This window comes from Clostridium sp. CTA-1 (assembly GCF_054768215.1).
On sequence record NZ_BAAAAP010000027.1, the window covers coordinates 1 to 14,793 of the forward strand.

Consider the following 14,793-nt stretch of genomic DNA (forward strand, 5'->3'; position numbering starts at 1 on the left):
GCAATATTATTATAAAAAAATTCATTTTATATTTTAATTTCTTTTTCATATTTACTATAAAAATTATAATTATAATTATTGAAATAAACAATAATATCCATTCATATATTATTAAATTATTTGCATTAAAAATTCCTGCTGAAAACTCTTCTTTTTTAAAAACAAGGTATCTTATAACCCCCATTTTCTTTTTAGATAAGTTTTCTAAAATTAAAGCTGGTAAAATAAATATAATTTGAATTATACTTAAAATTAGGTTGAAAATATTGTATTTTTTCTTCATTCTTTATGTCTCCTGCTTTATATTTTATAAATATAACAAAAGAGAGTGTCTAAAGTAGATTTAATTTTAATTGAGCTAGGTTTAAAGATTAGTAACAAAATAAACCGCTCTAATAAAATATATTTCATAAAAATTAAATCTCTATTTATTCTAAGACACACTCTTTTATTAATTAAAATTATTATAGATACATAGTTACTATTTTTTAGATGGTTCTCCTACCTCTATTGGATTATTTTTATTTGCGCTCCATTCATTCCATCCACCATCATATAAAGATATATTTTTTAATCCCATAACATCAGCGTATATTAAAACTTCGGCTGCTCTCCAACCAGTTCCACAATAGAAAGATAATTTTTGATCTGGTTTTATGCCTTCTTTTTCCCACATGGCTAATATTTCTGATGGATTTCTCATAGTATTATCTACATTTCTAAAATCTTCTAAATGTGAACTATCTGATCCTGCGTGTCCCCATACGGCTCCAGCTGGACGACCCTTTGCTTTTATATAATCATAGCCTGAAGTTTTTCCAATGAACTCATCCCAACTTCTTATATCAACAAGTTTACTTCCTTCTTTATCCTTTAATATTTCTTTAGCTTCAGGTAAATCTACTATATAGCCTTTATTTAGAGGTACTGCTGCTCCAAAAGAATCTACTGGTGTTTTCTTATTTGATTTTGTATCTAGCTCATATCCAGCACTAGTCCAAGCAGCTGTACCACCATTTAAAACTCTTACATCTTTAACGCCCATATATTTTAATATTGCTGCTACTCTAAATGAAGGCATAGAATCTGCTCCATATAACACTACTGTTGTATCTGCTGTAATACCATTATTTTTAGCAAACTTTTCTAAATCCTTATCTGGTAGACGATTCCATACTGGTCCTTTTTCAACTTCATCTGTATTTATATGTACAGCACTTTTAATATGTCCTTTTTTGTAATCTTCTGCTTTAGATTCATCTCCCCAGCTCACTTCAAAAACCTTATATTTATCTCCTTTAAAAGTTTCTGGTTTTTTATTATTTATTAAATCATTAACCCAACTAGCTGGTACTAACATTTGATAATTAGGATAACTTTCCATTGCAAGTTTATCATTTTCTGCCCATTCTTTAACATCATATTTATATAATTTAGTTATTCCTTTTTTATTTAAATATTTTGCTACTTCTTCTGCATCTTTTCCATTAGCATCATATAAAACTACATTTTTATCCTTTGTGATACCTTTATTTTTTAAAGACTCTTCTAATCTTTTTTCTTTATTCTTTTCAGTATCTTCTACTTTTAGCCAATTTGCTGAAAAATCAGTAGCACCTTTTATATGTCCACCTCTTTTTACTCCATCTAATTTCCAGCCATTAAAAGCATCATTAGATCTAGTATCTAATACTACCCATTCCTTGGATGTTATATTTTTCTTTAATTCATCTGTTTTAATTTCCTTTACTAAAGAAGTACTCTCTTCCTTCTTCTCTGTTTTTTGATTACTAGTACAACCTATTAATGTAAACATCATAATACCGAATAGCAATAACACTATTCCTTTAAAATTTTTTTTCACTTTTACACCCCTTTTTCATTTATAGTTTTGAATTCTGTATTTATTATATTTTACATTTTACGATATTTAATTTATATTTTAAAATAAAAAATAATTATAGTTAGATTTCCAACTATAACTAAAACTTATAAGCTGAAATATATCTTAATTTATTTAATTAAAAACACTATGAAAATTCATCAAAATCAATGAAATTCATAGTGTTACTTTTATATTATTAAACTTGTTTTTAATATTATAAAACTATTGGTTTTCCATTTATTACTTATCTACCTATTATTATACCAAAATAATAATACGTTTTTTATACTAATAATTATAACTAGTTATACTTTCACAAACAGTTATAAATAATTGTTTATCATGAAAAAGTTTTTTGTAAGAACATAAAAATTCATTTAATTCAGTATCCTTTAAATCTATTTTTTTACTACTTTTAAGAAATACATTTTCTCCTATTAATTCTACTTTAACATCATTTTTATCATTTTTAATATGATATTCTGTAACTTGTTTCATTACTGGTTTTGCATTGTATTTTTCATGAAAGCTTATATTTTTTTTAACATTATCATAGCTAAAATTTTCTACATTTAATCCTAAGCCTTTTACATCTACGCCTAGATCTTCCATCTGTTTTTCTACGTCTTTAAAATTTATGCCATAGGCTTCAGTATATTTTTCCATTAATTTTTTTTGTATGTTTACGAACTTTTCTTGAGATATATTGTTTTTTCCCATATATTCTTGTATTTTTTCCATAAAGTCAGACATAGTTAATGTGCCTTGTACTACTGAACTATACAAACTATACATATATTGCTCAAATTTATCTAGATCTTTGTCTGTTGCTTTATTTTTTAAATCATTAAAATTTATAATTTCACTCATTTTTTTCTTCCTTTCTAGAATATATAAATTACATTTATTTTAAGATTTCAGCTTTTAACTTAGATTTTATACTAATTCTCAATTTAAATTTAAAGTTATAATTATTTAATAATAATTATAACTTTAACTTTTCTTAGCTTACTATAATAATATATACATATAAATATATTCTATCACTAATAAAGCTTATATTAAATAATATTAGAGCATATTTATCATTTTCTTAACATATTAATCAAAAATCATATTTATTTTTAACATATATTTAAATATGATTTTTATGATATAATAAGTTAATATTTATTTAAAATATACCTTACCATTTTCTATTTTATCTAATATAGCTAAAGATTCCACTTTAGCCCCCACCTTTTCTAGTTCTTTTCTACCCTTTTGAAATCCTTTTTCTATAACAATTCCTACTCCTGCAAGTTCTGCTCCTCCTTGCTTTATTATATCTATCAATCCTAAAGCCGCACAACCATTGGCTAAAAAATCATCTATTAGAAGTATTTTATCTCCTTCATTTATGTATTTTTTAGATACTCTTACATTATAAGTTTTATTTTTAGTAAAAGAATGTACCTTTGATTCATAGGTATCTTTGTCCATATTTGCTGCATCTACCTTTTTAGCAAAAACCACAGGACAAAAATCAAAATATTGAGACACTATAGTAGCAATACCTATTCCTGAGGCCTCAATAGTTAATATTTTATTTATATTATATCCTTCAAACCTTCTTTTAAATTCCTTCCCTATTTCATTAAATAATTTTACATCCATTTGATGATTTAAAAAACTATCTACTTTAAGTATATTTTCCTCTAATAATGTACCCTCTTTTAATATTTTATCTTCTAGTAATTTCATAAATATTTATTCCTTCCCTTTCTACATAAAATATACTGTATTAAATATAATTATTATACTATTGTAATTACAATCATAATATCTTAAATTCTTCTTACTTAAATTTATATAAGTGCTTTCTTTATATTTGCCAATTTTTAATTAAGCCTTAGTAAGTTAATTTTATTTAATTAAATTCATAAAGTCTTTTCTATCTTTTAGTATATGTAATTCTTCATCCTCTTTTATATATTTAACAAATCCAGGATACAATTCTACTGACTTGTATAAGTCCTTTATGGCTTTTTCATATTGTTCTAAATAAGTATAATAACAAGCTCTATTATAGTATAGAAATCCTTCCTCTGTATTGTTTAATATCCCTTTACTTATTATATCTATAGCTTTTTTATAATCCTTTAATTCTTTATATATAACAGCTAAATTCAAATAGCTATAAGAGTAATTTTCATTATCTTCTATAGATAATTTATAATTTGATATAGATTCTTCTAATTTATTTAGTTTTTTATACACAACGCCCTTATTAAATAAAGGCATATAATGATTAGGATACAATTCCAAAGCTTTATCCGCCATATATAAAGCTTTTTCTAAGGAACCTATTTCTTCGTATATAGAGCTTAAATTTACATAACTCCAAAAATCCTTTTCATCCAAAGATATTACTTTTTCATAACATTCTATAGCCTTTTCTTTTTCTCCTATATTATCATAAGCTCCTGCTAAGAAAAAGTAGGCCCTATTATAATTTTTATCATATTCTATAGCCTTCTCATATAGTTTTATCGCTTTCTTATATTCTTCTTTATTATCATAGATTATAGCTAATCCATAGAAAGCTCTAGAATCTTTTGGATCAACTTTTAATATTTCTTTATACTTTTTTTCAGCTTCTTCATATTCCTCTAATTCATCATATACTAGAGCCATATCCAATAATAGTTCTATATCTTTTGAACCCATTGGAGTATTATAAGCTTTATTATAGAATTCTAAAGTTTTAACTATATTTCTTTCTCTATAAAAATTTTTAGCTATTACTTTGTAATTATTTATTTTGTATAGTTGCATATTTTTACTCCTTCTAAAGCATACGTTAACTATATTTTATAATATGAAATATATAAAATCAAAAAATCCTAATAATATTAGATCTTATATGACTTTATAAACTGTAAAAAATTTAATAAAAGCTAAAAATTTTATTTTAATCTCTCAATAAACTTATAAAAAATAAGATATTAAAATTTCATTTTTTATTTTAAATGCTTGTAAACTGATTTATTTCACTATCATACTTATAGTCTATAGTTTTCATTTTAGTTATAATTTCATCTTCTTTAAGATCATAGGTTTTACAAAAATCTTTTAAATTTTCAAATTCATCTCTTAATTTAGTATTCACTAAACTAAGTAATATGTATGGATTCATATTCTTTATTTGGTCTTTATCAATAATCATAAACAAACTCCTCCTATGCTATCTTTTCTAATAAATTTTAAAAACTATTTATTAATAATTATGGCTATTGTTATTAATATTAAACATTCTTTCTGATATTTATAAACATTGTTGATAAGTTAGTTGCTATATTATAAAAAATAGCCTCCTAATCATAGGTTCAAAAATAATTATCCTACTTTTAGGGGGCTTCCTTTTTTAATTACTATCTATCGTTTATAACATATATTTAAATTAAAATATATAAACAATATTATACCACATTTGTATTTTAAAACTACTTATAAAATGGCTTTGGTAATTCTAAATGTTTTTCTTGTTCTTTTATTATTTTTCCTATAATATTATAAGCTAGCATATTAGTATCTATTTCTTTTCTTATTAATTGTCCTTGTATATCTACCAATAATGCTAAATTTTCTTTTGAAAAATCTCTAGCGAAATTTATTAACTCTTTTATATCTGTTACTACAGGTACAGTCCTGGATGTTTTAAATTGTTGCATTCTAGAGGATATTTTATCATATACAGAAAAATCTATATCTTCTTTATCTAATGCATCTATATCTTTTTTAAGATTTTCATAATATTGTGTGTGCTTCTTTTCTTGATTAGAAATAGTTTTAGAAACTATTGAAACTCTAGGATCCTTACAGTTATTACTTATTTCTCTAAATATACTAAAGCCTTTTTTCTCAATATCTATTAAATTATCTATTATATCTATTATTGTGTATGCCATTAAATTATGTCCTCCCTAAACTTTAGTATATATTTTTGTATATACCCACTACTCATTATAAATAAATCTAAAAAACTAATTTTCTATTTCATAGGGCCAATCCATTATTCCACCCATATCATATACATTGTCATAACCTAACTCCTTTAAATATTCACATCCAATTTTAGCTTTTTTTCCACTTCTACAATATATAAAAATTGTAGAATTTTTATCTGGTACTTCATCTTCAACATTTGCTTCTAAAAATTCTAGTGGTATTAATTTACTACCTTTTATATGTCCTTCTCTATATTCACTTTCGCCTCTTACATCTAAAATTGTTATATCTTCTCTTTCATCTATCATTTTCTTAGCTTCTTCTGATGTTATTGTATTAATATACATTTAAAATTCATCTTCTTTCTATAGTATTATTTTTTGTATTTATATATTGCTATTATATTAATTTAAATTAAATTGGGGAAAGCTCTATAAATATTAATGATACTTTTATAATATCCTCTTAGTCAAATTTTTAACCTAAGTTTTAAAAATTATACTTTAAATAAATTTAGCTCCCTGCTTTCTTAAATTATTTAAAGTTTTTTCATGCTCTTTTTTATTTACATAACCTACCCCATCTACATATAATTCTACATTAAATCCATTTCTAATTAAGTCCTCTACCGTTTCTTTAACACAAAACTCAGAAGCTATACCACATACAATTACATCCTTATCTAATACTTCATTGATCTTATTACCTAAAATATTTTCTCCTTCATAGGCTGAATATTCTTCTATATAATCATTTTTTCCTTTTGAAAACAATATTTTTTTATTATTAGGTGAATGATTTTTATGTTGTAATTCTTTATAAAAACTCTTCTCTAATTTAGCACCAAATCTATCAGCTACACAATGTACTGGCCATATACCACCATTTATTTTAAAAGATTTATTATTTTCACTATGCCAATCTAAAGAGTAAAATACTTTTAAATCTTTATTTATATTTAATAAATTTATAATGTTTTTAACAGCTAGCTCTCCATTATCACAAGCCAGTGAACCTGATATGAAATCATTTTGGCAGTCTATTATAAGTATTGATTTAAACATAACTATTCCCTTTCTTTAACTAAAATTTTAATTTTCATATAATTATCTTTAAAATATTATAGAATTCTTATACTTTAATGAATTCTTAAGAATATATGCTAATCAATAATAATTATATAATTATTATTATACCTATTTAAATACTATATATATAAATTAACCAAAATTTAAAAATTTCAATATATTCTATTGTATAGTATAAAATTATTTTTAACTCTTTAAATAAAAAACAAAAGCCATTGATAAAATATGTTTATCAACAGCTTAAGAAAAATAATATATTATAATTTATAGCAATTTAAAATTTCGCCATAGTATAAAACATGATTATTTCCATCATTATAAAATGTATCTACTAATTCTTTATCCATAGCTTTTAAATCTAATGGTTGTTTATAGATAACCTTACATTCATAGTGCATCCCATTACCTTGTATAACTGGAGTATCTACTTTATCGCCATCTCTTAATTTTAAATTACATTCCTTTATCTTATCAAATTCTTTTCCTGACTTTGATCCACAAAAAGCTAATGCTTCCTTCATAGTATCATTAAAGGGGATTGTTACTGTAAATTCATTACTTTTGTCTATAAATTCTTTAGTATATCTACTTTCTCTAACTAAAGCTATAAAAACAGGTTTTCTCCACTGAAATCCTATGTTTCCCCAAGATATAGTCATTGTATTTACTTTACCATTTACACTACCTGTTAAAAAAGCACCTTTTTTATGTAAATGCTCCATAGATTCTTCTAAATTTAATGTAAAATTTACTGACATAATATACCTCCTAGAATCCTATAAATATTTTTTACTTACTATTTTATATTATATATCACTATAAACCCAATTTATACTTTAAAGTCAAATTGAATACTTAAAAATAGTCTTAGTTTATTCCCTGCTGTATATAATTTTTGGCTCTATTTAAATCATCTTCGCTACATATGATTCTTGCAATATCCCCTGCTTCAAATCTAAAATAAGGTCCTGGAGATATATACATTTTATCCTTTCTTTTTACAGATATTATAGTTCCATTAGTATGTTTCCAAAACTCTGTATCAGAAATAGTTTTATTTACTATATAAGAATTTGAATATATAACTATTTCATAAGCATCTTCTAAATTTATATTTTCAAATTGAATAGAATTTTCCAAAATTAAGTCCATATATTTATCTATTTCTCTTTCAAGTTTATTTTTTTCCTTTTTGAGAGATTTTATTTTTTGTCTAAGTTCTTTAACATTGTTTTTAGCATTAAATCTATGTATAAATAAATATGCATTTTCAACAGATTTAATATATATGCCACTCTTTTCTGTAACCTCTACTACCTGCATATCTTTAAGCAATGAAACAGCTCTTCTTATAGTTTCTGGAGATACATTATATTTGCTCGAAAGTGTGGATCTTCCTCTAACTTTTTCCCCTACCTTAAATTCATTATTATAAATCTTTTGAGCTATATCTATTGCTATTTTCATATATTTGGGAGTATCTGTATTTTCCATAATCCTTCTCCTTATGTTCCTATTATTTAAATTATATTAAAAAATTCACCTGCTATCTATAAGCTCCATCCTCTATAAGATAGAATAAAAGTCAGCATGATCCTGGCTGAGTTCTTCTAACCTTCATCAGAAGTAATTTAGTTTCCTAAAAAACTCCAGCTAAAGCCAATTAAATAACAGATAATACTATAATTATACATTGATTTCATATAAACTCAAAATTTTAAAGATTTTAAAAATAAATTTAGTAAATTTTACAATTTTAAGCTTGTATGCTATAATGGGAATCACAATCTGACATACTTGCATATTTTATAAGTTGTCAGTTATAGGAGGATTTATATGATTCAAAAATTAAAAAAAGAAAAGGTTTTTTATGTATCAATTATAAGCTTATTACTTCTATTGTCATTGGCTTTTTTTAATATTGATGCTTTTGCAAAATCCACTAAAAATATATTAAATTTCTTATTGGATAGGTTTTCTTGGTTTTATATACTGGTTATGCTATCTTTTTTTATTTTTTGCATGTGGGCAGCCTTTAGTAAATATGGAAAATTAAAATTAGGAAAGGATAATGAAAAACCAGAATATAGTTTGATTTCTTGGTTTACAATGCTTTTTAGTGCTGGTATGGGCATAGGCTTAATCTTTTGGGGAGTTGCAGAACCTTTAAATCATTATATTCATCCATTTAATTTGCAAGGATTTACAGAAGAAGCAAAAACCTTTGCTATGACAAAATCATTTCTACATTGGGGGATTTCAGCTTGGTCTTGTTATGCTATTCTAGCCCTAGCATTAACTTATTTTCAATTTAGAAAAGATAAGCCAGCTCTAATGAGTAGTTTATTAATACCTCTGATTGGTGAAAAAAAAGCTTCCGGATGGATTGGAAATACAATAGATATTTTTACTATATTTGCAACTGTAGCAGGAGTAATTACTTCTCTTGGACTTGGTGCACTTCAAATTAATGCAGGTTTAAACTATTTATTTAATATTCCTGAAAACATTATGGTTCAACTTATCATAATAATTTTAGTTACTATATGCTTTATAGCTTCTGCATCTTCAGGTCTTAATAAAGGGATTCAAGCCTTATCTAACTTAAATATGTTATTAGCAGCAATTTTATTAATATCCGTAATACTAATAGGTCCTACTTTAGATATAAATAAAAATTTATTTAAAGGCTTAGGAGTTTATGCAAAAGAACTACTAATAGATAATAATAATATATTTGTTACTGGTGATTGGTATAAAAAATGGACTATATTCTATTGGGGCTGGTGGATAGCTTGGGCTCCTCCTGTAGGAATATTTATAGCTAGAATTTCTAAAGGAAGGACTATAAAAGAGTTTTTACTAGGAGTATTATTTGTTCCATCAATAATATGCTTTATATGGTTTGCCGTATTTGGAACTATGGGCTTTAATGTAAGTCACGCTGTTGCACTTACTGCAATTAAAAGAGCCGAAACAGCTTTTTTTGTTGTTATGAATGAATATCATTTTGGATATATCATTTCCTTAATAGCTATAATGCTTTTAGGAACTTTCTTTGTAACTTCAGCGGACTCTGCAACTTTTGTATTAGGTATGCTTTCCTCTAATGGAGACTTAAATCCTAAAACCTCTAAAAAGTTCATTTGGGGAATACTTCAGGCTTCTTTAACTGTTGTTTTTCTAATAGCTGGAGGGTTAGACATGATTCAAACAGTTTCTGTAATAGCAGCCTTTCCCTTTGCTTTTATAATGATAATTGCAATGATATCTCTAAGGAAAAGTTTAAAAACTGAATTTATAAAAGCACCTTCTCTTTCCAATAATAAAAAAATTGAAAAGGTAATATAATTAATAATAGTAAGGGAGGTTTCTTTTATGTTAATGTCCTTCCTTACTATTTAATTTCCTTATTTAAAATTTTATTAGCTAAATCTCTTATTTTTTATTTCCACTTTATCTTTTTTGTTCTTTTCTAATTTTTCTAGATTTTTAATCGCAGTGGAAAGCATAAGTTTTATCCTATTTAATTGATTTACTTCACTAGCCCCAGGATCATAATCTATTGGGGTAATATTTAGATAAGAATATCTTCTTTTAATTTCCCTAATCATGCCTTTGCCTATTACATGGTTTGGTAAACATGCAAAAGGTTGTATGCAAATCATATTATTAACTCCAGATTCTAATAATTTAACAATCTCTGCTGTTAATAACCATCCTTCTCCAGCCTGATTCCCAAGAGATAAAATATCATCCGTTCCTTTAGCTAATTTTTCAATTCCTTGTGGTGCCATAAATCTTTTACTATTCCTTAGTGCTCTCTTCATTTCTATTGAATAAAGTTTTATATATTTGATAGCCAATCTGCCCCCTAAGAAATCTTTTAAGTTTCCGCCTAGCTTCTCATATTTAAATTTCTGATTATAGGAGCAATATAATAGAAAATACATTAAATCTGGTATTATTACTTCTGCTCCCTCTTTTTCTAATATTCCTATAATATTGTTATTTGCTAAACTATTATACTTCAAGAAGATTTCTCCAACTACTGCTACCTTTGGCTTAATTACATTTTTAATTTCCAAACTATCAAAATCATTTATCATTTCTTTTGTAATATTTTTGAACTCCTTAAAACTTCCATTACATATATTATTTTTACATCTATATAACCACTTCAAATAAAGTAATTTTGTTGAATTTTTTATTTTTTCATAGGGTCTTACTCTATTTGTCATTTTTAAAAGCATATCTCCATAACATAATGCCATTAATGCTCTATTAATCATTGGTAATGTTATTTTGAATCCCGGATTATTTTCTATTCCTTGAGCACTTATGGATATAACTGGTATTTTTTCATATCCCGCATCTTTTAATGCTTTTCTTATAAGAGCAATATAGTTAGATGCTCTACAAGTACCTCCTGTTTGAGAAATCACTACAGAACTATTATTTAAATCATACTTCCCGGACTTAAGTGCACTTATAATTTGACCTACTACTACAATTCCAGGATAGCACGTATCATTGTTTACATATTTTAATCCTTCTTCTATAATATGTGGATTAACTGTAGGTAATACTTTCAAATTATATCCGGAGCTTTTAAAAGCAACTTCCAACAGTTCAAAATGTATTGGTGAAAATTGAGGACAAAGTATTGTATGTTTTTCTCTCATTTCTTTTGTAAATATAGTTTTATCATAGGGTTTAATTGATTTAATATTTTTTGAATTGGAAATTAGGGATTTATTTATATTATCCATGGCAGCTTTAAGAGAACGAATTCTAATTCTAGCTGCGCCTAAATTATTAACCTCATCTATTTTTAAAAGTGTATATATTTTACCAAAGGTCTCCAATATTTCTTGTACTTGATCTGTAGCAATGGCATCTAGTCCACATCCAAAAGAATTTAATTGAATTAACTCTAAGTTTTTTCTAGTACCTACAAACTGCGCTGCTCTATATGCTCTTGAATGATAGGTCCATTGATCTAGTACTCTTAATGGTCTTGGAATTTCAACTAAATCCGCTACAGAATCCTCTGTAAAGACTGCCAATCCTTCTTCTGATATCATATTTGCTATCCCATGATTTATTTCTAAATCTAAGTGATAGGGTCTGCCACTTAGTACAATACCTTTTCCATTATTTTTATCTAAATCCTCTAATATTTCTAATGCTTTATTTTTTATATCCTCTTTAACCTTATCAATTTCTTCATAGGCTTTATCAATTGCAAAACTTATTTCCTTTTGACTTATATCAAATACTTTTAGCTCCTCATATAAGTTTTTCTTCATTGATTTTATATCATTAAAATTTAAGAATGGGTTTTTATATATTATATCTTTACTTCTCAAAGATATAATATTATTTTTAACAACCTCTGGATAAGAAATTACTATAGCACAATTATAATGATTATCTGCCCTCTTATCCTCTAATCTCTCATAAGAAATACATGGATAAAATATAAATTTCAAGCCTTTTTTTATAAGACTTGCTATATGCCCATGAGCAATTTTGGCAGGATAACAAATAGATTCTGATGGTATAGTATCAATACCCTCATTATAAATTTTCTTTGTAGAATTAGGAGATAATACTACCCTAAAGCCTAGTTCTGTAAAAAAAGTATACCAAAAAGGATAATTTTCATACATATTTAAAACTCTTGGTATACCTACTTCCCCTCTTGTTGCTTTTTCTATTGAAAGAGGTTGGTATCCAAAAATTCTTTTATATTTGTAATCAAATAAATTTGGTGCTTTTTTCCCATTCTTATTAGATCCTGTACATCTTTCACATCTATTGCCAGAAATAAACTTTCTGCCATCAGAAAATTTGCTTACAGTAAGTAAACAATTATTACTACATAATCCACAATGTCTAAATTCATTTGACATTTTAAAATTCTTAAGCTCAGATTCTCCTAAAACATTAGAAATCTCATTTTCATTGTATTTATCTTTTGCAATAAGAGCAGCTCCAAAGGCTCCCATGAGACCCGCAATATCAGGTCTTATAACTTCTTTACCAGTAATTTTTTCAAAGGCTCTTAAAACAGATTCATTATAAAAAGTTCCTCCTTGAACTATAATTTTTTCTCCAAGATCCTCTGGTCTTTTTATTTTTATAACTTTGTAAAGGGCATTTTTTATAACAGAGTAGGATAATCCAGAAGATATAGCTCCAATATCAGCGCCTTCCTTTTGGACTTGCTTAACTTTAGAATTCATAAACACAGTACATCTTGATCCTAAATCCACTGGATTTTTTGATAACAAACCCTTTTTTGAAAAATCTTCAATGTTCATATTTAGAGATTGTGCAAACATATCGAGAAAAGAACCACAACCTGATGAACATGCCTCATTTAATTGAATAGAGTTTATTGCTCCATCTTTTATCTTGATGCACTTCATATCTTGACCTCCTATATCAAGAATAAAGTCTACATCTTTTAAAAAATGCTTTGCTGCTCTATAGTGTGCAACAGTTTCAACTTCTCCAATATCAATATTTAAAGCTGACTTTATAAGTGCTTCCCCATATCCAGTAACAGTGACTTTAGCAATTTTTATTTTTTCATTGATTTTACTATATATATCCTTTAATATGTTTATAGTAATTTCCATAGGATTACCTTTATTACTACCATAAAAAGAATACAAAATAGCCCCTTCATTATCTATTAGTATAGCTTTAGTAGTTGTAGAACCAGCATCTATACCTAAAAAAGCTTCTCCTTCATATGTAGTTATATCTCTCTTCTTGGCTTTGCAGCCATAATGCCTTTGTCTAAAATTTTGTAATTCCTTCTCATTTTCAAATAATGGTTCTAATGTATATGAAGTAGCTATATTATCACTGTTATCTAAGCTATCAACAGCTTTTAACAATCCTTCAAATGTTATAACTTTCTCTTTTTTAGATTCAATAGCTGCGCCAATAGCTACAAATAGTTGAGGATTTTGTGGAAATAATATTTCTTCCTCCTTTAATTTCAAAGTATCAATAAACCTTTCCCTAAGCTCTGATAAAAAGTATAAAGGCCCTCCTAAAAATGCGACCTTTCCTTTTATTGGCTTTCCACAAGCAAGCCCACTTATAGTCTGGTTTACAACAGCCTGAAATATAGATGCAGCTATATCTTCCTTGGCAGCTCCTTCATTTATAAGAGATTGTATATCAGTTTTTGCAAAAACTCCACACCTTGCAGCAATTGGATAGATTATTTTATAATTTTGGGCTAATTCATTTAATCCTTTAGCATCTGTTTCAAGTAATGTAGCCATTTGATCTATAAAAGCCCCTGTGCCACCAGCACATACTCCATTCATACGTTGCTCTAAACTATCTTCAAAATATGTTATTTTTGCGTCTTCTCCACCTAATTCTATTGCTACATCCGTATTATTCATAAAGGTTTCAACCGCTTCTGTACAAGCAATAACTTCTTGAATAAAAGATACTCCTAAAAGCTTTGACAATGATAATCCACTAGATCCTGTTATCATTACTGTAATATTATAATCTTTATATTTCTTAAAAACTTCTTTTATAAAGACAACTACAGCTTCCTTTATATTAGAGTAATGTCTTTCATATTTACTATAAATAATGTTGTTTTTCATATCTAATAATACAAGCTTAATAGTGGTCGACCCTATATCAATTCCTAAATGTAATATTTCTTTCATAAACTTTTCACCTCGATACCAATTATTATTATCATAATTAATATGTAAACACTATTTTGTAATTCTTCCCTTTTTAAGGCATAATATACTTATTTTAAAGCATAAAAAAGAGAGG

The 14,793-nt window shown here is 26.1% G+C and carries 13 protein-coding genes; 1 reads left to right on the top strand and 12 read right to left on the bottom strand.

Annotated features, from left to right (window positions below; genetic code table 11):
* From ACYUEW_RS16320 to ACYUEW_RS16370, 11 genes are all read right to left on the bottom strand, one after another.
* A partial coding sequence (locus tag ACYUEW_RS16320; RefSeq protein ID WP_460277336.1) for a hypothetical protein occupies positions 1-283 on the bottom strand: 283 nt, incomplete at its 3' end.
* 198 nt (positions 284-481) lie between these two features.
* Positions 482-1,864, bottom strand: coding sequence for a sulfurtransferase (locus ACYUEW_RS16325; protein ID WP_080333504.1), 1,383 nt, complete (start codon positions 1,862-1,864; stop codon positions 482-484).
* A gap of 309 nt (positions 1,865-2,173) precedes the next feature.
* The gene (locus ACYUEW_RS16330; protein WP_460277338.1) at positions 2,174-2,755 is read right to left on the bottom strand and encodes a DUF3867 domain-containing protein; all 582 of its coding nucleotides are present in this window, start codon (positions 2,753-2,755) and stop codon (positions 2,174-2,176) included.
* 300 nt (positions 2,756-3,055) lie between these two features.
* Positions 3,056-3,628, bottom strand: a complete 573-nt coding sequence (locus ACYUEW_RS16335; protein ID WP_003487213.1) for a xanthine phosphoribosyltransferase — start codon at positions 3,626-3,628, stop codon at positions 3,056-3,058.
* A gap of 162 nt (positions 3,629-3,790) precedes the next feature.
* Positions 3,791-4,702 (bottom strand): tetratricopeptide repeat protein, encoded by a 912-nt coding sequence (locus ACYUEW_RS16340; protein WP_003487216.1) that lies wholly within the window; start codon positions 4,700-4,702, stop codon positions 3,791-3,793.
* 190 nt (positions 4,703-4,892) lie between these two features.
* A complete protein-coding gene (locus tag ACYUEW_RS16345; RefSeq protein WP_003487218.1) occupies positions 4,893-5,093 on the bottom strand; it encodes a DUF4250 domain-containing protein in 201 nt (66 codons plus the stop codon).
* Positions 5,094-5,370: 277 nt separating this feature from the next.
* Positions 5,371-5,835 (bottom strand): hypothetical protein, encoded by a 465-nt coding sequence (locus ACYUEW_RS16350; RefSeq protein WP_003487220.1) that lies wholly within the window; start codon positions 5,833-5,835, stop codon positions 5,371-5,373.
* A 75-nt stretch (positions 5,836-5,910) separates the two neighbouring features.
* Positions 5,911-6,222: a rhodanese-like domain-containing protein gene (locus tag ACYUEW_RS16355; RefSeq protein WP_003487223.1), complete on the bottom strand. Its 312-nt coding sequence runs from the start codon at positions 6,220-6,222 to the stop codon at positions 5,911-5,913.
* A gap of 156 nt (positions 6,223-6,378) precedes the next feature.
* Positions 6,379-6,939, bottom strand: a complete 561-nt coding sequence (locus ACYUEW_RS16360) for an isochorismatase family protein (RefSeq protein ID WP_003487225.1) — start codon at positions 6,937-6,939, stop codon at positions 6,379-6,381.
* Positions 6,940-7,220: 281 nt separating this feature from the next.
* The gene (locus tag ACYUEW_RS16365; protein ID WP_460277342.1) at positions 7,221-7,721 is read right to left on the bottom strand and encodes a flavin reductase family protein; all 501 of its coding nucleotides are present in this window, start codon (positions 7,719-7,721) and stop codon (positions 7,221-7,223) included.
* 109 nt (positions 7,722-7,830) lie between these two features.
* Entirely contained in the window at positions 7,831-8,457 is a 627-nt protein-coding gene (locus ACYUEW_RS16370) for a TrkA C-terminal domain-containing protein (protein WP_003487229.1), read from the bottom strand.
* A gap of 342 nt (positions 8,458-8,799) precedes the next feature.
* Between ACYUEW_RS16370 and ACYUEW_RS16375 the strand changes: the two genes are divergently transcribed.
* Positions 8,800-10,314: a BCCT family transporter gene (locus ACYUEW_RS16375; protein ID WP_003487231.1), complete on the top strand. Its 1,515-nt coding sequence runs from the start codon at positions 8,800-8,802 to the stop codon at positions 10,312-10,314.
* A gap of 74 nt (positions 10,315-10,388) precedes the next feature.
* Here the strand turns inward: ACYUEW_RS16375 and ACYUEW_RS16380 are convergent, their stop codons facing one another.
* Positions 10,389-14,678, bottom strand: coding sequence for an acyl-CoA dehydratase activase-related protein (locus ACYUEW_RS16380; RefSeq protein ID WP_460277345.1), 4,290 nt, complete (start codon positions 14,676-14,678; stop codon positions 10,389-10,391).
* Between the last annotated feature and the right edge of the window lie 115 nt (positions 14,679-14,793).